The following is a 23731-nucleotide window of genomic DNA, read 5'->3' as shown; positions in this document are numbered from 1 at the left end:
TGCGAGAGGGATGGCATGAGCGACCGCAATCCCCTTATCGATGCTGATCTGCGCGGCGAAGATGCCGATACAACTTTGCGCCCGCAAACGCTGGATGATTTTGTAGGGCAAGCGCAAGCGCGCGCCAATCTCAAAGTCTTTATTGAAGCCGCCAAAGTGCGCGGCGAAGCACTCGATCACGTGCTTTTCGTCGGTCCTCCGGGACTGGGAAAAACCACGCTCGCGCAGATTATGGCCAAAGAACTGGGCGTCAATTTCCGCTCTACCTCTGGTCCGGTGATTGCCAAGGCTGGTGATCTCGCAGCGCTTCTGACCAATCTCGAAGATCGTGATGTGCTGTTTATCGACGAAATTCACCGTCTCAGCCCGGCTGTTGAAGAAATTCTCTATCCGGCAATGGAAGATTTTCAGCTTGATCTCATTATTGGTGAAGGTCCGGCAGCGCGTTCGGTGAAGATCGATCTTGCGAAATTCACGCTGGTTGCAGCGACAACGCGTCTGGGGCTTTTGACGACGCCTTTGCGCGATCGCTTTGGTATTCCTGTCAGGTTGAATTTCTATACGGTTGAAGAACTCGAATATATTGTGCGGCGCGGTGCGCGCATCATGCAGATGGGTATTTCGCCCGATGGCGCGCTGGAAGTGGCACGCCGTTCGCGCGGCACACCGCGTATTGCGGGCCGTTTGTTGCGGCGTGTTCGTGATTTCGCGCTGGTTGCCGGTGCCGATGTCATTGATCGCAAGATCGCCGATGAAGCGCTTTCGCGGCTTGAGGTCGATAATCGCGGGTTTGATCAGCTGGATCGGCGCTATCTTGATATGATCGCGCGAAATTTTGGCGGCGGACCAGTCGGGATCGAAACCATTGCGGCCGGACTATCCGAACCGCGCGATGCCATTGAAGATATTATCGAACCCTATATGATTCAGCAGGGCTTTTTGCAGCGCACGCCGCGCGGGCGTGTTCTCACGGCGCTTGCCTGGCAGCATATGGGACTTGCTGCCCCTGCGGAAGTGGCACAGCAGTCGCAGTTTGGCCTTTTCATGGAAGACGAATGACGCACACAATCGATCAGGCAGCAGCACAATCAGTTTCAGGCGCATTAAAGGATGGGGTGCATCATCTCTATGCGCGTATCTATTATGCGGATACGGATTTTTCCGGCTTTGTGTATCATGGCCGCTATCTCGAATTTTACGAGCGCGGCCGCACTGATTTTCTGCGTCTTCAGGATGTGCATCACATCGAACTTGCTGAAGGCGCCTTGGGTGAAGAAATGGTCTGGGTCGTTCGTCGCATGGAGATCGATTACAAATCGCCTGCAAAGATGGATGATCTCATTCTGATTGAAACCCGTGTGCATGAAATCCGCGGCGCGCGTGTGATCATGGCGCAGAAGATTACCTGTGGCGACCGTCTGCTTTCGGAAGCAAAAGTTGAAGCGGTGATGATTACCAAGCAGGGTCATCCGCGTCGCATACCGGACGAATGGCGTGAGGCTTTCACAAAAGCGGGCTGATATTTTCAGCCGATCTGCAATAATTAACGGGCCTATATCGCCTCTTATTAAATGCTAACTGATCTTTAACCATAATGGCCGATTAATCATGATGACGGAATCGGTTGAGAGGTTGGATCGTGTGTAACGCCTTCCTTTCACCAAAATTAACCATGACAAGCGCTGTGAGGATTTTAATTTGAAGTCCGTTTATGGTGGTTGGGGCGTTCGGTAGCGGGCGTTTTAAGAAGAATTTGTGATGCCGCCCGGTTCTGACGCCGGGCGTTTGGATTCGAGGACGGTAGATCGATGGAAAATATTGCGCTTGCGGCCCCAGCCGCCGATATTACCCTCTGGGGCCTGTTTATGCATGCGGGCTGGGTGGTCAAGCTGGTTATGCTTGGTCTCATTCTCGCTTCGGTCTGGACGTGGGCGATCATCGTGGACAAGATCGTGTCCTATGGCCGCGCACGTCGCGCCATCGATCGCTTTGAACAGGCTTTCTGGTCGGGGCAATCGCTTGAGGAGCTTTATCGCACTCTTAATGAGCGCCGCACCACGGGAATGGCGTCGATCTTTATTGCTGCCATGCGCGAATGGAAGAAATCGTTCGAAAAAGGGGCGCGCTCGCCGATTGCGCTTCAAATGCGTATCGACAAGGCAATGGATGTGGCGCTTGCCCGCGAAGGTGAAAAACTTGAATCGCGTCTCGGCTTTCTGGCTACGACCGGTTCAGCCGCGCCGTTTGTGGGGCTGTTCGGTACTGTTGTCGGTATTATGACGTCGTTTCAGGCGATTGCGGCCTCGAAAAATACCAGCCTCGCGGTTGTTGCTCCCGGTATTGCGGAAGCGCTGCTTGCAACGGCCATTGGTTTGCTCGCAGCTATCCCTGCGGTTATTGCCTATAACAAGCTCTCGGGTGATGCAGGCAAAATCAACGGACGCCTTGAAGGCTTTGCAGACGAGTTCTCCGCCATACTGTCGCGCCAAATTGATGAGAAGCTGACGCCACGCAACTAAGCGTGTTCCAGCATCAAAGCTAAATCGAGCCTTCGGGAATATTGAAATGGGCATGTCAGTTGGAAATCAGGGAATGCAATCGGGTGGTCGCCGCAGGCGTGGCCGCAAGAAGGCATTAATGAGCGAGATCAACGTTACGCCATTCGTGGACGTGATGCTGGTGCTGCTTATCATTTTCATGGTTTCCGCACCGCTTCTGACGGTTGGTGTGCCGATTGATCTGCCCGATACGCAGGCCAAGGCCATGAATGCCGATACGCAGCCAATCACTGTTTCGGTCAACAACGAAGGTCGGATCTTTATTCAGGAAACTGAAATCCCGATTGATGAAGTGGTTCCCAAGCTTCAGGCGATTGCCAAAACCGGGTATGAAGAGCGCATTTTTGTGCGCGGTGACAAGGCTGCCGATTATGGCACTGTCATGAAGGTTATGGCTCGTATCTCCGCCGCCGGTTTCAAGAATATCGGCCTTGTGACACTCCAGGAGCAGGATAGCTGACGGCATCATGAAGGCTGGCCTGATATCTTCTGTTGCACTCCATGCCGTTGCGCTTGCGCTGGTTGTGGTTTCGTTTTCCTCGCCGAAGCCTTTCGACGTGCAGGATTCGGAATCATTTCCGGTCGACATCGTGCCGATCGAATCGATCACGCAAATCCAGCAGGGCGATAAAACTGCGCCCATGAAGGAAAAGTCGGCGCCCGTTCCGACCAAAAAGCCGAACACCGTACCGGATGCCCAGAATGTCGGTGACAATGAAGTCGATCTTCAGACGCCGCCGAAACCAGACAACAAGGCCAAGCCAATTGAAGCGGCTGAGGAACCAAAGGCACAGCCGGAGCCGGTGAAAAAGCCGGAGCCGAAGCCTGATCCTAAGCCCGAACCAACGCCGCAGGAAAAGCCGACACCGGTTCCTGCGACGGAAGTGCAAACCAAGCCTGAAGCAAAACAGGACGTGAAGCCTGATCCGGTCGCAGAAGCGATCGAAAAACAGGCGGAAGCTCCTGACCAGACGGCACCGAAATTGCCGGATAATGTGCCGGCGCCACAGGCAAAGCCCAAACCGCCGCAGGCGCAGACGGCAAAAACGCCGGATCGCAAGCCCGTGGAAGAAAAGAAGCCGACGCAGTCGGCCTCGCAGACGTCGCAATCGAAAAATGATGCGATTGCTGATGAAGTGGCAGCGCTTCTCAACAAGCAGAAGACATCAGGCGGCGGTGCAAAGCGTTCGACCGATCAGGCATCGCTTGGCGGCAAGAAGAATACGGGTGGCTCAAAATTGAGCCAGAATGAAATGGATGCGCTTCGTGGTGCCATTTCCAAGTGCTGGAATGTGCCTGCCGGTGTGGCAGACGCGCCAGGACTGATTGTCACGGTGAAGATGCATCTCAATCAGGATGGTTCTATTCAGGGTGTTCCTGAAGTGACATCTGGTGGTGGCGCTGACGGTGTTGGTCGTGCAGCAGCGGAAAGTGCGAAACGCGCTGTGGCCCGTTGTGCACCTTATAACCTGCCAGCAGACAAATATGATTCATGGTCGGAAGTGATCGTCAACTTCGACCCGAGTGAAATGTTCTGATCAGCCTTGCTGGTCACTCCTATCGATTGCCTTAACGAGGCCAAAGGACAAAAGAGGTCCCTAAAGACATGAAAATCGGCATCATGAACAAAAAGATCCGGATCGTTTTTTCGGCTTTCGCCTGTATGATTGCTGCGAGCCTGGTGGCCACCATGCCTGCGCGTGCGGTGGTGGAAATCAACATCAACAAGGGTGTGGTTGAGCCATTGCCAATTGCGGTCACCGATTTTCTTTCGGGTGATCAGCTGGGTGCGAATATCACGTCGGTCATTGCAGCCGATCTTGAACGTTCGGGCCTTTTTGCGCCGATCAACAAGGGGGCTTTCATTGAAAAGATATCCAACCCTGATGCATCGCCGCGTTTTGAAGACTGGAAAGTGATCAATGCGCAGGCACTGGTGACAGGTCGTATCACCAAGCAGCCCGATGGACGGCTCAAGGCTGAATTCCGCCTTTGGGATACGTTTGGCGGTCAGCAGCTGATCGGTCAGCAGTTCTTCACAACGCCCGATAACTGGCGTCGTGTTGCGCATATTATTGCAGATGCGATTTATGAGCGCCTGACGGGTGAAAAGGGTTATTTCGATACACGCATTGTTTTTGTGGATGAATCGGGCCCTGCGCAGAAGCGCGTGAAGCGTCTGGCGATTATGGATCAGGACGGCGCGAATGTGCGCTATCTCTCTGACGGTCGTGACATGGCGCTGACACCACGCTTCTCGCCGAACCGTCAGGAAGTGACATATATGTCGTTTGCCGGTGGTCAGCCGCGCGTTTATCTGTTGCAGCTGGAAACCGGTCAGCGCGAACTGGTTGGCAACTTCCCCGGCATGTCGATTGCACCACGCTTTTCGCCGGACGGACAGAAGGTTGTCATGAGCCTTTTGCAGGACGATGGCAGCGCCAATATTTATACGATGGATCTGCGTAACCGCACGACGACACGTCTGACCAGCAGTCAGGCAATTGATACGAGTGCTTCTTATTCGCCCGATGGCTCGCAGATCGTGTTTTCGTCGGACCGTGGCGGTCGTCCGCAGCTCTATGTCATGGGTGCTGACGGTTCCAATCCACGCCGCATTTCGGCAGGGGATGGCAGCTATTCGACGCCTGTCTGGTCTCCGCGCGGTGATCTGATCGCTTTCACGAAGCAGTCGCAGGGTCAGTTCTCCATTGGTGTCATGAAAACCGACGGTACGGGTGAGCGCCTTCTGACTTCCGGCTTCCATAATGAAGGCCCGACCTGGGCTCCCAATGGCCGCGTGCTGATGTTCTTCCGCAAGGCCGCTGGTGCTGGTGGTCCCAAGCTTTTCACGATTGATCTGACAGGCCGTAATGAACGTCAGATCCAGACTCCGAACTTCGGTTCTGATCCAGCCTGGTCGCCATTGCTTGAGTAATTGCCTTCATGGTGAGCCTAAGGGCGTGAAACGTTGAGCATTTCCAGTTTTGATTGAAACATTGGAAATGCTCTATCTGTTTGTTTCATGCTTTTTTCGGTAAAATGCCATAATTCAGGCCGTTGGGTCGTGTTTCTGCCGCATTTAGCCATCATGGCCTAAAAGGAGAATTGCAACTGAAAAGCCGTTCTGCATTTGGCCATAAGGAATTGTTAACCATACTTCTTGAGCCTGCCTTAACCTAAATATGATTATTGGTTGGTCACGCAGGAACATCAAATCTTAAGGAGCTCCGGCCCATGCGCCGTTTCCAGTCGATCGCACGTAGCCCTATCGCTATTGCCCTTTTCATGTCGCTCGCCGTTGTCGGTTGTGCGTCCAAGAAGAACCTTCCGAACAATGCCGGAGATCTTGGTCTTGCTGGTGGTGCAGCAGCGCCTGGCTCTTCTCAGGATTTCACTGTGAACGTCGGTGACCGCATTCTTTTTGACCTCGACTCGTCGCTGATCCGTGCAGACGCACAGCAGACTCTGTCGAAGCAGGCTCAGTGGTTGCAGCGTTATCCGCAGTATTCGGTCACGATTGAAGGCCATGCGGACGAGCGCGGCACACGCGAATACAATCTTGCACTCGGCCAGCGCCGTGCTGCTGCAACCCGCGATTTCCTTGCGGCTCGTGGCGTTCCAACCAGCCGTATGCGTACCGTTTCCTACGGCAACGAACGTCCCGTGGCTGTTTGCGACAACAACTCTTGCTGGTCGCAGAACCGCCGTGCGGTTACCGTTCTCAACGGTGCCGGTAGCTAAGTTTCAGAAAATCGCCTGAACCTAATCCAGAAAAAGCGGCCTTTGGGCTGCTTTTTTTGTTTCAGGGACCGACTTATTGGCATCTTCGACAAATTTTGGCCGAACTCACCTGTGTGATAGGGAAAGCATCTTTGCTTTTTATGGATTTTCTCTAAAAGCGAAAGAGAGCCGCGCGAAGTTGGGTGTTCAGTTGATATTCAGGCATCAAATATCACGATGAGCATGAACATGATGACCGCGGTCGAAAGGTTTTAGGGTACATGAGCAATAGGGGCGAAAGGGAATGAGGAAACCAATGAGAAAAGTGACACTGGCATTTGCCATGCTGCCGCTTTTGGCGGGTGCTCCGGTTCTGGCTGCATCTGTTTCTTCTGAGCAGGGAACCATCCAGATTGCGCAGGCGGGCGATCTCGGCGGTGGCCAGTTTTCGCAGCAGATATGCAATCTTGCGCATCAGAATGCGCAGTCATACGCCCGCATCCTGCAACTTCGCGATAAGATGCTTCAGGTTCAGCGTGATAATGAAACCCGTTTCCGGGCACTTGAAAAAGGCAAGGGCGGCGCACAGAATCATGTTGTCATTGGTTCGACAGCCATTCTCGATGACGCCATGCGTGATAGCGGTGGCACAGGCGGGCAGGGTGGCTACCAGAGCCCCGGCTTGCAGCAGGAACTCATTCGCAACCTGACCGGCAAGGTTGAGGATGTGGATGCGCAGATTCGTTTTACCGACGAATTGCTGCAAAAAACGCAGGACGACAATCTCTTCCGATTTGAAGAGTTGGAAAAGAAAAACGGTGGCACAGCTTCCACCCAGTCAAGTGCTGGTCAGAGTGCACCATTGGCAGCACCACCTCCGGGTGGGGATCTTTGTTCGCAGGGCATGGGTAATCCGGTTGATATTGCGGATAAGCTTGGTAACCGCGCGGAAGCCATGAATTTTCAGGTTCTGGAATTTCAGGACCAGATGCAGAAAATGCAGGAAGAAAATGAACGCCGGTTCCAGAAGCTCGAAGGTGGGCGCGCTGATGCAGGCAAGGAGGCAGGTGAAACGTCACTTGCCGACGCAACAGCCACCGGAACCCCTGATAACGGGGGTTCGGGAACCACAATGCAGGGCGGGAATCTCGGTTCTTCTTCACAGACGGCGACCAATAATGTATCGGGCGCCGATTCCATGGCTATTGGTTCAGGCTCTGCCTCACAAGGCGGGCCGCAACGTGGGGAGCCGCCAAAAACGCTTGGCTCCATCGAGTTTGACAACAATGGCAATGTAATCGGCGAAACGATCAATGTTCAGCCGCGTCCGGCGGAACAGGGAGCAGCCGTGCCGGGAGGCGATGCGGTGGCGTCTCTGCCGACGGATGATAATCCGAATTCGCTTTATCAGGCTGCCTATCAATATCTTATGTCGGGCGATTACAAAGCGGCTGAAGCAGGTTTTCGCGAACATATTAAACGCTATCCAGCCGATCCGGCCACTGCCGAAGCGCGTTACTGGTTGGGTGAATCGCTTTACGGCCAATCACGTTATCCTGAAGCTGCGACTGTTTTCATCGATACGCAACGCGATTATCCAGAGTCCAAACGTGCCCCGGAAAACATGTTCAAGCTTGGTATGACGCTTGAAAAGATGGACAATAACGATGTCGCCTGCGCGACATTCAAGCAAATTCCCGAGCGTTATCCGAGCGCCGCACCTGCCATTTTGAAGCGGGTTACGGATGAACGTAAACGGATTAAATGCTGATTTTGGAGATCATTCGTGGGGCTTTCCCCGGTCGATATTTTAAAACCTTTCGAATTAGAGCATGCAAAAGGAATTGTCGCTGCTGTTTCAGGTGGCAGTGATTCACTGGCATTGCTGTTTTTGCTGAAAGACTATCTCGCGACGCTCAAGTCCCCGCCGTCGATCACCGTTGTCACCATTGATCATGGTTTGCGGGCCGAATCGGCCAAAGAAGCGGCTGATGTCGGGAAGCTTTGCAAAGCGCATGGGCTTTCTCATCGCACGCTGACATGGGACGACGCCAAGCCGAAGACAGGCATTGCCGCAGCCGCACGTTCTGCCCGATATCGCCTGCTGGTTCAGGCAGCACATGAGGCTGGTGCAGATGTTATTGCCACTGGCCACACAAGCGACGATCAGATCGAAACATTTCTGATGCGCAAAGAGCGCAGCTCGCATTCAGAAGCGCGTGGACTTGCGGCCATGGCATCGCGTTCGAGGCTCGAAAATTCGGTTGAGCTTATCCGGCCATTGCTTCATCTGTCGCGTGCTGTCTTACGCGATATGCTTTGTCAGCGGGGTGTTGTGTGGATTGATGATCCAAGCAATGTCAATACGCGTTATGAACGTCCGCGGGTGCGCGCAACCACAGCAGCATTGGCTGACCCCGCCATGGTTCTCGAAAAAATCGCTGTGGCGCGCGCTGCGCGTCAGCGTGACAACGCAATTCTGATTGCTGCTCTGGCAAATGCGCATTGTCTTCAAATGGACCCGTTTGGCACGATTGGGGTCGATGCGGATGTCTATGCTGCATTGCCAGAAAATATCCGGCGGCTTTTATCGGGGCTGCTTGCTTCGCTTGCCGGAGGGCGCCGCTTTTTGCCCGGTGATGCCGAGCGCTCGCGCATTGAAAAGCTTCTGTCAGGTCATGAGAAAGTGGACCGCTTGACAATTTTTGGCGCGCTTATCGAACTTGGCAAAAACGGCCAGCCGCACTGCTTTCGACGTGAGCGGCGCAATCTTCCCGTTATGCGTCTTGATCCGGGGCAGCAGATCATCTGGGATGGTCGGTTCCGTTTCCACAATGATGGAACAGCTTCCTTGAAGGTGGCGGCACCGGATCGGCAGGAGTTTGGCGATTTCGTTAAAGGTGCGGGACTGGAAGTTGATTCTGCGCTGCGCGAAGCTTTGCTTGTTTTGCCTGCGATTTATGAAGACGGCAAACTTTCGCAGCTTCCAATACTCGACGGGCAGAAATTGCCTGCGGGAATCAGCATCGAAAAGCACTTCGCGCTCTTTGATCACGTTCTTCCTGGCTATGATTTTGCGCTGGCAAAAGCCTTTGAGCAGCGTTTTGGACGACAATGTCCTAATTTTTATAAACCAGTTTGATAAGAATCGAAGACTGTGCGGCTCTCGCGCCTTGGCAAGGCCTTCCTTCGATCCTATGTTAGAACGAAACATCATCCCGTTCTCGCGGGGTGGCCGTGGTATCGATTGGACCCGTTATGAATCCGAACTATCGCAACTTCGCCCTTTGGGCGATCATTGCCCTGCTCTTGATCGCGCTGTTCAACCTGTTCCAGAGTCCTGGCCAGCGCACGAATTCCCGTGAAGTTTCCTATTCCCAGTTTATCGATGACGTTTCCAATGGGCGCGTGAAGTCGGTTACGATCACTGGTGAGCGGATTAGCGGTACGTTTGCTGATAATGGCTCGACCTTTCAGACCTATTCACCCGGCGATACTGGGCTGGTTTCGCGCCTTGAAGATAAAGGCGTGACGATTACTGCTCGCCCTGAAAGCGATGGTTCCAGCTCGCTTTTAGGCATTCTGCTTTCCTGGTTGCCGATGATTCTTATTCTTGGCGTGTGGATTTTCTTCATGCGTCAGATGCAGGGTGGTTCGCGCGGTGCGATGGGCTTTGGCAAGTCCAAGGCCAAGCTTTTGACCGAAGCGCATGGTCGCGTGACGTTTCAGGACGTTGCGGGCGTTGAAGAAGCCAAGCAGGATCTGGAAGAAATTGTTGAATTCCTGCGCGATCCGCAGAAATTTCAGCGTCTGGGTGGTAAGATTCCACGTGGTGTTCTGCTCGTTGGTCCTCCCGGAACCGGTAAGACTTTGCTCGCGCGCTCTGTTGCAGGCGAAGCCAATGTGCCGTTCTTCACGATTTCGGGTTCTGACTTCGTTGAAATGTTCGTCGGTGTTGGTGCAAGCCGCGTCCGTGACATGTTCGAACAGGCCAAGAAGAATGCGCCTTGCATTATCTTCATCGACGAAATCGATGCTGTCGGTCGTCATCGTGGCGCCGGTCTTGGTGGCGGTAACGACGAACGCGAACAGACACTTAACCAGCTTCTGGTTGAGATGGATGGTTTTGAAGCCAATGAATCGATCATTTTGATTGCTGCAACCAACCGTCCTGACGTTCTTGATCCTGCATTGTTGCGTCCGGGCCGTTTTGACCGTCAGGTCGTCGTTCCGAACCCGGATATTGTGGGCCGCGAGCAGATTCTCAAAGTGCATGTGCGCAATGTTCCGCTTGCACCCAATGTTGATCTCAAGGTTATCGCTCGCGGTACGCCGGGCTTTTCCGGTGCTGATCTTGCCAATCTCGTCAACGAATCTGCCCTGATGGCCGCACGCCGTAACAAGCGCCTTGTGACCATGCAGGAATTCGAAGACGCCAAGGACAAGATCATGATGGGTGCGGAACGCCGCTCCGCCATGACGCAGGAAGAAAAGGCCAATACGGCCTATCATGAAGCAGGGCACGCGATCGTTGCGCTCAATGTTCCGAGTTCGGATCCTGTTCACAAGGCAACTATTATTCCGCGCGGGCGTGCGCTGGGTATGGTGATGCAGCTTCCTGAAGGTGATCGTTATTCAGCGACCTATACATGGATGATCTCGCGTCTGGCGATCATGATGGGTGGCCGTGTGGCGGAAGAGCTGAAATTCGGCAAGGAAAACATTACGTCTGGTGCTTCTTCCGATATTCAGCAGGCGACGAAACTTGCTCGTTCGATGGTCACGCAGTGGGGTTATTCCGACAAGCTCGGTCGTGTGGCTTATGGTGACAATCAGGAAGAGGTTTTCCTGGGCCATTCGGTTTCGCGCACGCAGAATATTTCGGAAGAAACCGCGCAGATCATCGACGCCGAAGTGCGCCGCCTGATTGATGAGGCCTATGCCGATGCCACCCGCATCCTGACGGAAAAGCGTGCGGACTGGATTGCACTGGCGGAAGGTCTTCTGGAATATGAAACGCTCAGCGGCGATGAAATCAGGGAACTGATCGCAGGCAACAAGCCATCGCGTGATCAGGGCAATGATACGCCGTCGCGCGGTTCAGGTGTTCCGAAAGCGGGAAGCAAGCGTAAGCGCAAGGGTGATGAACCGGGCAGTGAGCCTGGCATGGAACCGAACCCGCAGCCGCAATAAGCATCTGTAATGATTATGAATAGCCGGGCAGTCTGCCCGGCTTTTCTGCTTTCACAGCGAGTTTTGTCGGAAAGGCTCGGTTAAGGATTTCGGCGCATCATAGGACAGATTTGGAAATTGATGCTTTAAAGTGGTCTGTTTCCCCGAAAGGTGAAATTGCAATGACGGGTGGTTTTGCGCTAATAACGCAGACAATCGATTGCCGGGCTCAGGAAAGTTCGGATGCCATTGCTGCCTTAGGGATTAACAGCGACTGATATTTGTTTGCTTCGAGACAGCTCTATGGCGCAACGCAAGGCTAAGAATATGACACGCAAGTATTTTGGAACCGATGGCATTCGCGGCAAGGCCAACAGCTTTCCGATGACGCCTGATATTGCCATGAAAGTTGGTATGGCTGTCGGTCATATCTTCCGTCGCAAGGGACAGGCCTCACGCGTTGTGATTGGCAAGGATACGCGGCGTTCCGGCTATATGCTGGAAAATGCACTGGTTGCGGGCTTCACCGCAGCCGGCATGGATGTTTTCCTGCTTGGTCCAATTCCAACGCCGGCCGTTGCTATGCTTTGCCGTTCTTTGCGTGCTGATATTGGTGTGATGATTTCGGCTTCGCATAATCCTTTCTATGATAATGGCATCAAGCTTTTCGGTCCTGATGGTTTCAAGCTGTCCGATGAAATCGAGCTGAAGATCGAAAGCCTGATCGACAGTGATTTGTCCGCGCATCTTGCGACCCATGGTGAAGTGGGCAAGGCCAAGCGCGTTGATGGTGATATCTATCGCTATATCGAATTTGCGAAACGCACGCTGCCACGCAATATTTCGCTCAATGGTCTGCGGGTTGTGGTCGATTGCGCCAATGGCGCGGGCTATAAGGTTGCACCTGCAGCGCTATGGGAGCTTGGCGCGGAGGTCATTACCATCAATGACGAGCCAAACGGTATCAACATCAATGAGGATTGTGGCTCGACCCATCCGATTGGGTTGATGAAGAAAGTGCATGAAGTGCGCGCCGATGTTGGTATTGCACTGGATGGCGACGCTGATCGTGTTCTGCTTGTCGATGAAAACGGCACGGTGATTGATGGCGATCAGCTTTTGGCTGTGATTGCCGAATCATGGGCTCGGTCTGACCGTTTGCAAGGCGGCGGTATCGTTGCGACAATTATGTCGAATCTCGGCCTCGAACGCTTTTTGCATGATCATAACATGACGCTCGCCCGCACCAAGGTCGGTGATCGTTACGTGGTTGAGCATATGCGTGAGCATGGCTTTAATGTGGGTGGCGAACAGTCAGGGCATATTGTTCTGTCAGATTTTGCGACCACGGGTGATGGCTTGGTTTCTGCATTGCAGATCCTTGCCGTTGCACAGGAAGAGAATAAGCCGCTGAGCGAATTGTGCCGCAAGTTTGAGCCGGTTCCACAGCTTCTCAAGAATGTGCGTACCGCTGGCGGAAAGCCACTTGAGAACAAGAAGGTCAAGAGCGCGATTAATGAGGCGCAGGACCGTCTTGGTACGCAAGGCCGTCTGGTTATTCGCCCTTCCGGAACCGAGCCGCTTATCCGTGTTATGGCGGAAGGCGATGATCGTGTTCTTGTTGAGAAGGTCGTCAACGATATTATCAGCGTCATTTCTTCGGAAAGTGCCGCTGCCTGATCGGCATGCGAGATAAGGTATCAGAAAGCGCGGACATTCCGCGCTTTTTTATTGGCGGAAGCGGGCGGGGTTGTAATTTAGCAGGCTAATTAAATATGGTTAAGAAATAAGGTTAAGTTGTATTTAACTTTTCATCTTTAGTCTCGCTCTTGAAATTCAGTTGCGACGCGTTTGCGGCGTAACAGCTTGATGGGACGCATAGATGAACGGCTTTATTAAAATTTTCTGCGCAAGCCTTGCTGTGTCGTTGTCCATAATGGCCTTCGCTCCGGCAGCTGTTGCGGCAGATTTTACTGAAGAGGTTCCGGAAGTAATTGTTACCCCACCTGCGGTTGGTGGCTGGTATCTGCGCGGCGATATCGGGTATTCGTGGAACCGCTTTAAGCACGCCGATTACGCCACGTCCCCTTGCACCAGCAATTGTGGCAGTTCCGTATTTGAGAACAACACCATTTCGGGCGACCTCAAAGGCTCGTTCCTTATTGGTGGCGGTGTTGGCTATCAGGTGACGGATTATTTCCGCACGGATCTAACCCTCGACTATATGGCACGCTCTAAGTTTGCTGGCGAGCGTGACGAAAGCCACATGTCCGGCTTGTCGCTTCTGGCAAATGCCTATGTTGATCTGGGAAATTTTGCAGGCGTGACCCCTTATCTGGGCGCTGGCATCGGCGGCACGCGCGTGAAATGGGCGGATGTGGTCGATACGCAGAACAATGATGTCTATTCTGGTGATGCGAACTGGCGTTTCACCTATGCGCTGATGGCCGGCGCTTCGGTTGATCTCACACACAATCTCAAGCTTGATGCCGGATATCGATATCGTCATATCAACGGCGGAAAGATGTTTGAGGGCAACCCGACTATCGGCAACGGCTACGACAAGGGCATGAATGTGCACGATATACGCGTTGGCCTTCGCTATATGTTTGGCGGCTGATCATACAGAGCGCATTGATTGAACCAACGACTCGGCAAGCCGGGTCTTTTTCTTTTTATGTCCTAACTTCCCATCCAAACCACACATAAGTTAGCAACTTAGCGATTTTTCGTTTTTAAAATTTCAAATTGCGCATAAAAGGCCGCATGAAATTCATGTTGTCTCAAAAATAAAAATTAGACTGTGCGCAGTCTGAAGGGAGAGAAATGAAAGCCCTCGTCGCTTTGTCAGATTTCGTCGGACGCTCCTTTGCTGTCTGGATACTCGTCTTTGCCGTGCTTGGCTTCCTGCTGCCATCGACGTTCAGCGTGTTTGCGCCATGGATCGTTGTGTTGCTTGGCATCATCATGTTTGGCATGGGTCTTACAATTTCGACCAAGGATTTTGCGGAAGTTGCAAAGCGGCCGTTTGAAGTGCTCATTGGTGTTGGGGCTCAATTCCTGATTATGCCGCTCCTTGCGGTTTTGTTGACCCGGATTATTCCGATGGGACCTGAGGTTGCTGCCGGTGTCATTCTTGTCGGCTGCTGTCCGGGTGGCACAGCCAGCAATGTTATGACCTATCTCAGCAAAGGAGATGTTGCGCTCAGTGTTGCCTGCACCAGTGTTACGACTTTGCTTGCTCCCCTCGTTACACCGTTTCTCGTGTGGTTTTTTGCCAGTCAGTATCTTCCGGTCGATGCGATGAGTATGTTTATCAGCATCCTCAAGGTTATTCTCGTACCGCTCGCGCTGGGCTTCATTCTGCAAAAGCTGATGCCTGGTCTTGTGAAGGCTGCGGTACCGATGCTGCCACTGGTGTCGGTTATCGGTATCGTTTTGATTGTTGCGGCTGTGGTTGCCGTCAACAAAGCCGCGATCGCCCAGTCAGGTGCAATGATTTTCGCAGTTGTCGTGCTGCATAATGGTTTCGGTTTGCTGCTGGGATATTTCGCGGCCCGCGCAGCCGGTCTTTCGCTTGCCAAACGCAAGGCCATCAGTATTGAGGTTGGTATGCAGAACAGCGGTCTGGGTGCGGCGCTTGCGAATGCGCATTTCTCGCCTTTGGCGGCTGTTCCGAGTGCTGTTTTCAGTGTGTGGCACAATGTTTCCGGTGCGCTCGTTGCAAGTATTTATAGGCGCATGCAAGATAAGCCATCCAGCAAATAACTTTTGAACAGTTGAACCCGCTGCGGCTGCCGTGGCGGGTTTTGTAAAAATAACTGCCACACCATATTGTGAAAATTTTGCTTTCCGGTATTTTCATCAGCGGGCCACGCCTCCCCAACGAGGCGCGTGCTATCTGAGAGGATAGGAAACAAAATGACGACGATTGCGAAGCCGGCAGTTCGCCCGGCTAACCCTAATTTTTCTTCAGGTCCCTGTGCAAAACGTCCCGGCTGGTCGCTTCAAGCGCTTGCCGATGCGCCGCTTGGCCGCTCGCACCGCGCGAAAATCGGCAAGAACAAGCTCAAAGAAGCCATCGACCTTACCCGTGAAATTCTTGGCGTTCCAGCTGATTACCGCATAGGCATTGTTCCTGCATCGGATACAGGTGCGATGGAAATGGTGCTGTGGTCGATGCTTGGTGAGCGCGGCGTTGATATGGTGGCATGGGAAAGCTTCGGCGCCGGCTGGGTTACAGACGTGATCAAGCAGCTCAAGCTTGAAGACACCCGCACCTTTGTTGCACCCTATGGTGAGATTGTCGATTTTGCTGAAGTTGATTTCGACCGCGACGTGGTTTTCACATGGAATGGCACCACTTCGGGTGTGCGTGTGCCGAATGCCGATTTCATTCCGGCCAACCGCAAGGGTCTGAGCATTTGCGATGCGACCTCGGCTGCTTTTGCGCAGCGCCTTGATTTTGCAAAGCTTGATGTGGTGACATTCTCCTGGCAGAAAGTGCTGGGCGGTGAAGGCGCGCATGGTATGCTCATTCTTTCCCCACGCGCTGTTGAGCGTCTGGAGAGCTATAAGCCAGCATGGCCGTTGCCAAAGATCTTCCGCATGACGTCCGGCGGTAAGCTGATCGAAGGCATTTTCGTTGGCGAAACCATCAACACCCCTTCGATGCTCTGCGTTGAAGATTATCTTGATGCACTGAGCTGGGCGCGGTCCATCGGTGGCCTTGATGGTGTTGTCGAACGTGCGGATGCAAATTTTGCCGTGCTCAATGCCTTCGTTGAGAGAACGCCGTGGATTGCCAATCTGGCCAAAAAGCCAGAAACGCGCTCCAACACATCGATATGTCTGACAATTGTTGATCCGGAAGTAAGCGCACTTTCGGCGGATGCACAGGCAGCTTTTGCCAAGGGCATCGTCTCGTCTCTCGAAAAGGAAGGCGTTGCTTTCGATATCGGTTCTTATCGCGATGCGCCTTCTGGCCTTCGCATCTGGACGGGTGCGACGGTCGAGGCTTCTGATCTGGAAGCGCTGACGGCCTGGCTTGATTGGGCTTTTGCCACGCAGAAAGCTGCATTGAAAGCCGCTGCATAATCGCAAGCGATGCAGAGAGCTGTGGCCGGAGTTGGGACGGCCATAGCCCGCATCTTATTATCGTGCACATCCGAAATCCGAAGGAGGCCCTTATGGCACCTCGCGTACTCGTATCCGATAAATTGTCGCCGACTGCCGTTCAGATTTTCAAGGATCGCGGCGTTGAAGTTGATTACCTGCCAGAGCTTGGCAAAGACAAAGAAAAGCTGCTTGAAGTTATTGGTCAGTATGACGGCCTTGCCATTCGCTCTGCCACCAAGGCAACCGAAAAGCTGATTGCAGCAGCAAGCAAGCTCAAGGTCATTGGTCGCGCCGGTATTGGCGTGGACAATGTTGATATTCCAGCGGCCTCGCGCCGCGGTATTATTGTGATGAACACGCCTTTTGGCAATTCCATCACCACCGCCGAACATGCCATTGCATTGATGTTTGCAGTTGCGCGGCAGTTGCCAGAGGCAGACGTTTCCACCCGCGCTGGCAAGTGGGAAAAGAACCGCTTCATGGGCGTGGAAATTACCGGCAAAACGCTTGGTGTTGTGGGTTGCGGCAATATTGGCGCGGTTGTTGCTGCGCGCGCTATTGGTCTCAAGATGCATGTCGTTGCGTTCGATCCGTTTCTGTCGGAAGCACGGGCGCAGGAGCTTGGCGTCGAAAAGCTTGAGCTGGATGAACTTTTGGCACGCGCTGATTTCATCACGCTGCACACACCACTGACCGATAAAACGCGCGGCATCATCAATGCTGAGGCACTTGCGAAAACAAAGCCGGGCGTGCGCATTGTCAATTGTGCACGCGGCGGTCTGATCGTTGAAAAAGACTTAGTCGCAGCGCTGAAATCCGGTCATGTTGCCGGTGCCGGGATTGATGTCTTCGAAACCGAACCCGCCACAGAGAACGAATTGTTCAATCTGCCCAATGTGGTCTGCACACCGCATCTTGGTGCTTCCACGTCCGAAGCGCAGGAAAATGTGGCGATCCAGGTGGCCGAGCAGATGTCGGACTATCTGGTTAAAGGGGCAGTTTCCAACGCGATCAACATGCCTTCGATCACCGCAGAAGAAGCGCCGCGTCTTAGACCATTCATCAAGCTTGCAGAAGTTCTGGGGGCTTTTGTCGGTCAGGTGACGGACGAGCCTATTCAGGAGGTGGAAGTGCTTTTTGATGGCGCGACAGCCGCCATGAACACCCGTGCTCTGGTCAGTGCTGCTCTTGCTGGTCTGATCCGTCCGCAAGTGGCCGATGTGAATATGGTTTCGGCACCGATCATGGTGAAGGAACGCGGAATCATCGTTTCCGAGATCAAGCGCGACAAGTCCGGTATTTTTGACGGCTATATCAAGCTGACCGTGAAAACCACAGAACGTGAACGCTCGATTGCCGGCACCTGCTTTTCGGATGGCAAGGCCCGTTTCATCCAGATCAAGGGAATCAACCTTGATGCGGAAGTCGGTCCGCACATGCTTTATGTCACCAATGTCGACATTCCAGGCATGATCGGTCTGCTGGGAACGATCTGCGGCAAGCATAAAATCAACATCGCAAACTTCGCGCTCGGACGTGATCATCCAGGCGGCGATGCTATTGCGATGCTCTATGTCGATGACAAGATTCCACAGGCAGCACTTGACGAACTGATCGCTCAAGAGGCAATCAAGGCGGCAAGACCTTTGGAATTCAACATCGAGGAAGCTTGAGCGATATGGCAGACGGGATTGAACAGGCAGAATGGCGACGGATGCAGGCGCTGGATATTGCGGGTGTTACGTCTGTCGCCAACATTGTTCATCCCGATTTTTTCGAGGACGAGGCGGTCTTCCGGGACCGCTTCAAAATCTATCCGGCGGGTTGCTTTGTGCTGGTGCGTGGCGCTGAAATCCTCGGTTATGGCATCAGCCATCCATGGCAACTCGATTCGGTGCCTGCGCTGAATTCTGTTCTGGGCGAACTGCCCAAGGAAACCAGCACCTATTATATTCACGATATCGCCCTTTTGCCGGAGGTTCGCTCTGGTGGGCAGGCATCGCGTGTGGTCGACCTGATGGCCGCTCAGGCAGAGCGCGATGGTTTTGTCACCATGGCCTTAGTTGCGGTGAATGGTTCGCAGGGGTTCTGGGAGAAAAAAGGCTTTGTTACCCGCGACGTGCCAGCACTCGAAGAAAAGCTGAAAGGCTATTCGGATGAAGCGCTGTATATGGTCCGTGCAGGTTAGAGATCACAAATATACCCGCTCGGCTGGGTTGAGGACGCCTTTCGCACCAATATTTTCAATTTTTCCTTAGTTTCTTGCATGAAAGAGTCGCGCAAGCGGTATTCAGTCTGTATAGAGACGAGGGATCAGCACCTCGCGTTGCATATGTGAGGCTGCTTGCGATCCTTGGGTTTTTTTAAACGGCTGTATGCCGGACCGAGGAGTTTTCTCAATGGCGAATGTAGTTGTCGTCGGGTCGCAATGGGGCGACGAGGGCAAGGGAAAGATCGTGGACTGGTTGTCCGAACGCGCCGATGTCATCGTGCGCTATCAGGGCGGTCATAACGCGGGTCATACACTTGTTATCGATGGCGTCAGCTACAAGCTTTCGCTTCTTCCATCCGGCCTTGTGCGTGGCAAACTGAGCGTGATCGGTAATGGTGTTGTGGTTGACCCGCATCATTTCGTCATGGAAGTTGAAAAGCTGCGTGCGCAGGGGATCGAAATCACCCCTGACGTTCTGCGTATTGCAGAAAATGCACCGCTGATTCTGTCGGTTCACCGCGAACTCGACGCGATGCGCGAAGGGGCAACCGAAGGCCTTAAGATCGGCACCACCAAGCGTGGCATCGGCCCTGCATATGAAGACAAGGTTGGCCGTCGCGCGATCCGCGTAATCGATCTGACCGAGTTGGACACGTTAGAGCCAAAGGTTGAGCGTCTGCTTGCGCATCACAATCTGCTGCGCCGCGGCATGGGCCTTGAAGAAATTCCTGTTGCGACCATTCTTGAAGAGCTGACCTCGGTTGCGGACAAGATCCTTCCCTATATTGATCAGGTCTGGCGTGTTCTCGATGAACGCCGCAAGGCTGGCGACCGCATCCTTTTTGAAGGTGCGCAGGGCGCGCTGCTTGATAACGACCACGGCACCTATCCGTTTGTGACCTCTTCGAACACCGTTGCCGGTCAGGCCGCTGCTGGTTCGGGCCTTGGTCCAACAGCAATCGGTTATGTACTTGGCATCACCAAAGCTTACACGACCCGCGTTGGAGAAGGTCCGTTTCCGACCGAACTCAACGATGAAATCGGCGAATTCCTTGGCACCAAGGGCCATGAATTCGGCGTGGTGACGGGTCGTAAGCGTCGTTGCGGCTGGTTCGATGCGGTGATCGTTCGTCAGACGGTTCGCACTTCGGGCATTACCGGCATTGCACTGACCAAGCTCGACGTTCTCGACGGTCTTGAAGAAATCAAGATTTGCGTGGCTTACGAGCTTGATGGCAAGCGCATCGATTATCTGCCATCCTCGATGGGTGCGCAGGCGCGCGTCAAGCCGATCTATGAAACGCTGCCGGGCTGGTCGGAAACGACGGCAGGCGCACGTTCGTGGAACGATCTTCCGGCGCAGGCAGTCAAATATGTTCGTCACATTGAAGAACTGATCGGTGCTCCGGTTGCAATGCTTTCGACAAGCCCAGAACGCGAAGATACTATTCTTGTCACGGACCCGTTTCAGGACTAACTTATTTTCGTAGCAACATTATTCTGAAAAAATCCCCGGTTTGTCATCATGGCTGACCGGGGAATTTTTTAAGGTTTTTTTGCGATCATTTTGCAAGGCCTTGCTTAATCGTGCCGTAGGCCTTTGCTTTCTATCGATTATTGTGATTATTGAGATATTTATTGCATTTCGTACTCGCGGAAACTGGGTAAGACGGCATGGCTGATTTTGTAGCGGTTCTGAAAAAGACAATCGATGCGCAGGCGGACAAATCGCCGGAGCTGCGCCAGCGCGTCTATGCAAAGGCACGTGCAACGATTGAACAGAAGCTTGTGACGGCTAATGCCTCGCAGTCCGTGGCTGTTCGCCAACGCAAAATTCTTGAAGATGCGATTGAAGAAGTCGAAGCTTTCTACGCGCCGCCTGCTTCGGTGCCTGCGCCCGAAGAGCCGCAGAGTGATGCACTCGAAGAGTTTCTGCACGAATCAACCCTTTCAGCCGCAACCTCTTCCTATGATGATGAGGTTCCGTTTTCGGCAGATCGCCGTGCCTCCGATAGTAATGGCGATGATGACGGTGATGCAGCGCCCGTATATGCGCGCCGTCCGGATGAATGGATTGTGGAACGTGATCGGGATGGTGAGGATGAGCCAGCCTCTTCGCGCCGCAGAGAATATGCCGATGCTGATGGTTCCGGGACAAAGCGTTCCTACACTGGTTTGATGATTGGGCTTGTCGCCCTTTTGGTGGTTGGTGCAGGCGGTTATGCGCTCTGGAGCAACAAGGACACGTTGCAGGAAATGGCCTCCAGCCTTGGCCGCAGCGATGCGCCTGCAAGCAGCGATACGACGACAGCGCCGTCAGATGCGAACACATCACCGGCAGCCACCGAGCCGCAGCAGAATGCACAACAACCATCGTCTGAAAACCAGAAGATGACGCAGCGTCTGATGCCCGATGGCAGTGAAGTGGATAATGGCCCTTCGGGTGGTGATGCTGGCATTGGTGAGGGCAAGTCCACCGCCGCTTCAACGCCTGGTAATGAGCAGACAAACACGCAGAATCAGCCGCAGTCTCAGCAAGCCGTCGCTGTTGGCCAGCAGGCGCTTCTTTACGAAGAGCGCGGCGGAACAGAAACCGGTTCGGTCGAACGCGGAAATGTGGTCTGGTCTGAGATTGAAGAAAGCCCAAGCGAAGGCGAACCGGCAGCGCCTGCCATTCGCGCAACGGTGACGATGCCTGAAAGCAACGTCGAGCTGAAAATGACGATTCGCAAGAACACCGATCAATCCATTCCGGCCAGTCATCTAATTGAGATGGTGTTCACAGTGCCCGAGAATTTTGTTGGCGGTGCGATTGATAATGTTCAACGCATTACTTTTAAGGATACTGAGCAGGCCGCCGGCAATCCCCTGATCGCCGTACCGTCGAAGATTGCCGATAACTTCTTCATTATCTGGCTCAACGATGCAAAGACCGCGCAGGATACCAACCTTTCGCTGATGCGCCGTCTGCAATGGATCGACATTCCGATTTCTTATCGCAATGGTCGCCGCGCCTTGATCAGCCTGGAAAAAGGCGTTCCGGGCGAGAAGGTCTTCAATGACGTTCTGGGTGCCGGCTAAGACTTAAACCGGAATCAGAAAAGGCCGCTTGAAGCGGCCTTTTCTTTTACCCGATATTTCGTCCGGTTACTTCTTTTCAGAAAAAGCCTTAATCGCTTGAGCGACTTCGTTTGCAGCGGTTTCAGCATTGTCAAAACCGTTCAACTCAACGAGCTTTCGGCCTTCTGGCAGCTGCTTATAAACGCGGAAGAAGGCTTCAAGGCGCTGCTGCTCAATCTTAGGAAGGTCTGAAATTTCTTTGATGGTGTCATAGGTCGGGTCGATTTTTGAGGTCGGGACGGCCACAATCTTGTCGTCCTTTTCGCCGCCATCAATCATCTTGAGAACGCCAATTGGGCGAACCTTGATGATGGCGCCCGGAACGATCGGCTCACGGGTATAGATAAGGGCGTCGAGTGGATCGCCATCGCCTGCCAGCGTGCTGGTGATCGAACCGTAATTGGCTGGGTAGACGACTGGCATCGACTGATAGCGATCAACCACGATGTGGCCGGTCTTGTCATCGATCTCATATTTGGTGAAGCTACCCTGAGGGATTTCAATGGCAGTGTAGAATTCTTTTCCGTCCTGCTCTTTCTGAGGATAATCAAGATAAGAGACATATTCAGAAGCAGATACAGCAGTGGCAGCGCTCAGAGCAAACGTTGCAGCAAGCAGGAGCTTTTTCATTGGGAGACCTTCAGGCTTCGGTGAAATATGTACCGTTGCCTAAAGACATTCCATTACAGTTATTTGACAGATTCTTATTGATTGGATGACAGAAACGAAACTGCCGCAAAATGGAAAGATCCATTTGCGGCAGTAACAATCCGAATTTGTCAGGTTCAGGCTTGTGCATCCTCAACATGATTGAGTGCCTTTTGCTGTTTGAAAGCTGCGGCCTTGACTGCAGCCTGGACTTTTTCAAAAGCGCGCACTTCGATCTGACGCACGCGTTCGCGGCTGATTCCGAACTGGCCGGAAAGATCTTCCAGCGTCATTGGATCTTCCGAAAGGCGGCGTGCCTTAAAAATAAGCCGTTCGCGTTCGTTCAGTGTATCCATCGCCTGTTCAAGCAGCGAGCGGCGGCTGTCCAGCTCGTCCTGTTCGATCAGAACCTGCTCCTGGCTGCTGCTATCATCGACAAGCCAGTCCTGCCATTCACCCGATTCACCTTCGGCTGCGCGCAAAGGAGCGTTGAGCGAAGCATCGCCCGACAGACGGCGGTTCATCGAGACCACTTCGTCTTCACTGACCTGCAGCTTGGTTGCGATCTGCTTGACCTGATCCGGGTTGAGATCACCATCATCGAGCGCCTGAATCTTACTCTTCATCTTGCGCAGATTGAAAAACAGGCGCTTCTGATTGGCCGTCGTGCCCATCTTCACAAGACTCCACGAGCGCAGGATATATTCCTGGATCGAAGCCTTGATCCACCACATTGCATACGTGGCAAGACGGAAACCCCGTTCGGGTTCAAAACGCTTGACTGCCTGCATCAGGCCGACATTGCCTTCGGAAATAACTTCGCCGATTGGCAGGCCATAGCCGCGATAGCCCATGGCGATTTTTGCCACAAGACGCAGATGGCTTGTCACAAGCTTATGCGCAGCCTTGGGGTCAGCATGTTCATGATAACGCTTCGCCAGCATGTATTCTTCCTGCGGCTGAAGCATGGGAAAGCGGCGAATTTCTTCCAGATAACGGGTAAGCCCGCCGTCACCGGATGTAATACTTGGAAGACTAACCTGGGCCATAAAGCACCCTCCTTTATAATTTCAGGTTCCCGTCTGGCGAACCTGTCACGCTGGCTGCCTCCTGCACTTCCTGCGTGAACTTACATATATAGGTATGATTTTGGCGAAAACACGATCTTTAAACCCATGAA

Annotated in this window: 20 protein-coding genes; 18 read left to right on the top strand and 2 right to left on the bottom strand. The window is 53.3% G+C overall.

Annotation, left to right across the window (positions count from 1 at the left end):
- Positions 1-15: 15 nt before the first annotated feature.
- From ruvB to ABE530_RS10745, 18 genes are all read left to right on the top strand, one after another.
- Positions 16-1059 (top strand): Holliday junction branch migration DNA helicase RuvB, encoded by a 1044-nt coding sequence (ruvB, locus tag ABE530_RS10830; protein ID WP_265984802.1) that lies wholly within the window; start codon positions 16-18, stop codon positions 1057-1059.
- A complete protein-coding gene (ybgC, locus tag ABE530_RS10825) occupies positions 1056-1520 on the top strand; it encodes a tol-pal system-associated acyl-CoA thioesterase (protein ID WP_265984801.1) in 465 nt (154 codons plus the stop codon). The genes ruvB and ybgC overlap by 4 nt, the downstream gene beginning before the upstream one ends.
- A gap of 288 nt (positions 1521-1808) precedes the next feature.
- Entirely contained in the window at positions 1809-2519 is a 711-nt protein-coding gene (gene tolQ / locus ABE530_RS10820) for a protein TolQ (RefSeq protein ID WP_265984800.1), read from the top strand.
- A gap of 46 nt (positions 2520-2565) precedes the next feature.
- Positions 2566-3018, top strand: coding sequence for a protein TolR (gene tolR / locus ABE530_RS10815; RefSeq protein WP_187544039.1), 453 nt, complete (start codon positions 2566-2568; stop codon positions 3016-3018).
- Positions 3019-3025: 7 nt separating this feature from the next.
- On the top strand, positions 3026-4096 hold the full coding sequence (gene tolA / locus ABE530_RS10810) for a cell envelope integrity protein TolA (protein WP_499694521.1): 1071 nt from the start codon (positions 3026-3028) through the stop codon (positions 4094-4096).
- A gap of 68 nt (positions 4097-4164) precedes the next feature.
- A complete protein-coding gene (tolB, locus tag ABE530_RS10805) occupies positions 4165-5496 on the top strand; it encodes a Tol-Pal system beta propeller repeat protein TolB (RefSeq protein ID WP_265984798.1) in 1332 nt (443 codons plus the stop codon).
- A 299-nt stretch (positions 5497-5795) separates the two neighbouring features.
- On the top strand, positions 5796-6302 hold the full coding sequence (gene pal, locus ABE530_RS10800) for a peptidoglycan-associated lipoprotein Pal (RefSeq protein ID WP_265984797.1): 507 nt from the start codon (positions 5796-5798) through the stop codon (positions 6300-6302).
- Positions 6303-6585: 283 nt separating this feature from the next.
- A complete protein-coding gene (gene ybgF / locus ABE530_RS10795; RefSeq protein WP_499694520.1) occupies positions 6586-8052 on the top strand; it encodes a tol-pal system protein YbgF in 1467 nt (488 codons plus the stop codon).
- Positions 8053-8067: 15 nt separating this feature from the next.
- The gene (gene tilS, locus ABE530_RS10790; protein WP_265984795.1) at positions 8068-9423 is read left to right on the top strand and encodes a tRNA lysidine(34) synthetase TilS; all 1356 of its coding nucleotides are present in this window, start codon (positions 8068-8070) and stop codon (positions 9421-9423) included.
- A gap of 116 nt (positions 9424-9539) precedes the next feature.
- Positions 9540-11474: an ATP-dependent zinc metalloprotease FtsH gene (ftsH, locus tag ABE530_RS10785; protein ID WP_265984794.1), complete on the top strand. Its 1935-nt coding sequence runs from the start codon at positions 9540-9542 to the stop codon at positions 11472-11474.
- A 306-nt stretch (positions 11475-11780) separates the two neighbouring features.
- On the top strand, positions 11781-13133 hold the full coding sequence (glmM, locus tag ABE530_RS10780) for a phosphoglucosamine mutase (protein WP_265984793.1): 1353 nt from the start codon (positions 11781-11783) through the stop codon (positions 13131-13133).
- Positions 13134-13335: 202 nt separating this feature from the next.
- A complete protein-coding gene (locus ABE530_RS10775; RefSeq protein ID WP_265984767.1) occupies positions 13336-14073 on the top strand; it encodes an outer membrane protein in 738 nt (245 codons plus the stop codon).
- Between the two features lie 206 nt (positions 14074-14279).
- A complete protein-coding gene (locus ABE530_RS10770; protein ID WP_265984768.1) occupies positions 14280-15221 on the top strand; it encodes a bile acid:sodium symporter family protein in 942 nt (313 codons plus the stop codon).
- A 153-nt stretch (positions 15222-15374) separates the two neighbouring features.
- The gene (locus ABE530_RS10765) at positions 15375-16550 is read left to right on the top strand and encodes a phosphoserine transaminase (protein ID WP_265984769.1); all 1176 of its coding nucleotides are present in this window, start codon (positions 15375-15377) and stop codon (positions 16548-16550) included.
- 92 nt (positions 16551-16642) lie between these two features.
- Positions 16643-18244, top strand: a complete 1602-nt coding sequence (gene serA, locus ABE530_RS10760; protein ID WP_265984770.1) for a phosphoglycerate dehydrogenase — start codon at positions 16643-16645, stop codon at positions 18242-18244.
- Positions 18245-18249: 5 nt separating this feature from the next.
- Positions 18250-18759: a GNAT family N-acetyltransferase gene (locus ABE530_RS10755; protein ID WP_265984771.1), complete on the top strand. Its 510-nt coding sequence runs from the start codon at positions 18250-18252 to the stop codon at positions 18757-18759.
- 211 nt (positions 18760-18970) lie between these two features.
- Positions 18971-20260 carry an adenylosuccinate synthase gene (locus tag ABE530_RS10750; RefSeq protein ID WP_499694519.1) on the top strand — a complete coding sequence of 430 codons (1290 nt, stop codon included), beginning with the start codon at positions 18971-18973 and terminating at the stop codon, positions 20258-20260.
- A gap of 197 nt (positions 20261-20457) precedes the next feature.
- Positions 20458-21864 carry a transcriptional regulator gene (locus ABE530_RS10745; RefSeq protein WP_499694518.1) on the top strand — a complete coding sequence of 469 codons (1407 nt, stop codon included), beginning with the start codon at positions 20458-20460 and terminating at the stop codon, positions 21862-21864.
- Positions 21865-21930: 66 nt separating this feature from the next.
- On the opposite strand, the gene ABE530_RS10740 is transcribed toward ABE530_RS10745, so the two are convergent.
- Positions 21931-22533: an inorganic diphosphatase gene (locus tag ABE530_RS10740; RefSeq protein WP_265984774.1), complete on the bottom strand. Its 603-nt coding sequence runs from the start codon at positions 22531-22533 to the stop codon at positions 21931-21933.
- Positions 22534-22688: 155 nt separating this feature from the next.
- A complete protein-coding gene (gene rpoH / locus ABE530_RS10735; RefSeq protein WP_499694517.1) occupies positions 22689-23600 on the bottom strand; it encodes an RNA polymerase sigma factor RpoH in 912 nt (303 codons plus the stop codon).
- Positions 23601-23731 lie beyond the last annotated feature (131 nt).

The sequence above is a fragment of the Brucella sp. TWI559 genome (assembly GCF_039674265.1).
Lineage (GTDB): Bacteria > Pseudomonadota > Alphaproteobacteria > Rhizobiales > Rhizobiaceae > Brucella > Brucella chromiisoli.
Note: the sequence above shows the minus strand (reverse complement) of the source record. Positions and strands in the feature narration are given on the sequence as shown.

What these genes read in the sequence shown, in the direction of transcription:
- ruvB (WP_265984802.1), top strand. Translation starts at nt 16, where the DNA reads ATGAGCGACCGCAATCCCCTTATCGATGCTGATCTGCGCGGCGAAGAT.
- ybgC (WP_265984801.1), top strand. Translation starts at nt 1,056, where the DNA reads ATGACGCACACAATCGATCAGGCAGCAGCACAATCAGTTTCAGGCGCA.
- tolQ (WP_265984800.1), top strand. Translation starts at nt 1,809, where the DNA reads ATGGAAAATATTGCGCTTGCGGCCCCAGCCGCCGATATTACCCTCTGG.
- tolR (WP_187544039.1), top strand. Translation starts at nt 2,566, where the DNA reads ATGGGCATGTCAGTTGGAAATCAGGGAATGCAATCGGGTGGTCGCCGC.
- tolA (WP_499694521.1), top strand. Translation starts at nt 3,026, where the DNA reads ATGAAGGCTGGCCTGATATCTTCTGTTGCACTCCATGCCGTTGCGCTT.
- tolB (WP_265984798.1), top strand. Translation starts at nt 4,165, where the DNA reads ATGAAAATCGGCATCATGAACAAAAAGATCCGGATCGTTTTTTCGGCT.
- pal (WP_265984797.1), top strand. Translation starts at nt 5,796, where the DNA reads ATGCGCCGTTTCCAGTCGATCGCACGTAGCCCTATCGCTATTGCCCTT.
- ybgF (WP_499694520.1), top strand. Translation starts at nt 6,586, where the DNA reads ATGAGGAAACCAATGAGAAAAGTGACACTGGCATTTGCCATGCTGCCG.
- ftsH (WP_265984794.1), top strand. Translation starts at nt 9,540, where the DNA reads ATGAATCCGAACTATCGCAACTTCGCCCTTTGGGCGATCATTGCCCTG.
- glmM (WP_265984793.1), top strand. Translation starts at nt 11,781, where the DNA reads ATGACACGCAAGTATTTTGGAACCGATGGCATTCGCGGCAAGGCCAAC.
- ABE530_RS10775 (WP_265984767.1), top strand. Translation starts at nt 13,336, where the DNA reads ATGAACGGCTTTATTAAAATTTTCTGCGCAAGCCTTGCTGTGTCGTTG.
- ABE530_RS10770 (WP_265984768.1), top strand. Translation starts at nt 14,280, where the DNA reads ATGAAAGCCCTCGTCGCTTTGTCAGATTTCGTCGGACGCTCCTTTGCT.
- ABE530_RS10765 (WP_265984769.1), top strand. Translation starts at nt 15,375, where the DNA reads ATGACGACGATTGCGAAGCCGGCAGTTCGCCCGGCTAACCCTAATTTT.
- serA (WP_265984770.1), top strand. Translation starts at nt 16,643, where the DNA reads ATGGCACCTCGCGTACTCGTATCCGATAAATTGTCGCCGACTGCCGTT.
- ABE530_RS10755 (WP_265984771.1), top strand. Translation starts at nt 18,250, where the DNA reads ATGGCAGACGGGATTGAACAGGCAGAATGGCGACGGATGCAGGCGCTG.
- ABE530_RS10750 (WP_499694519.1), top strand. Translation starts at nt 18,971, where the DNA reads ATGGCGAATGTAGTTGTCGTCGGGTCGCAATGGGGCGACGAGGGCAAG.
- ABE530_RS10745 (WP_499694518.1), top strand. Translation starts at nt 20,458, where the DNA reads ATGGCTGATTTTGTAGCGGTTCTGAAAAAGACAATCGATGCGCAGGCG.
- ABE530_RS10740 (WP_265984774.1), bottom strand. Translation starts at nt 22,533, where the DNA reads ATGAAAAAGCTCCTGCTTGCTGCAACGTTTGCTCTGAGCGCTGCCACT.
- rpoH (WP_499694517.1), bottom strand. Translation starts at nt 23,600, where the DNA reads ATGGCCCAGGTTAGTCTTCCAAGTATTACATCCGGTGACGGCGGGCTT.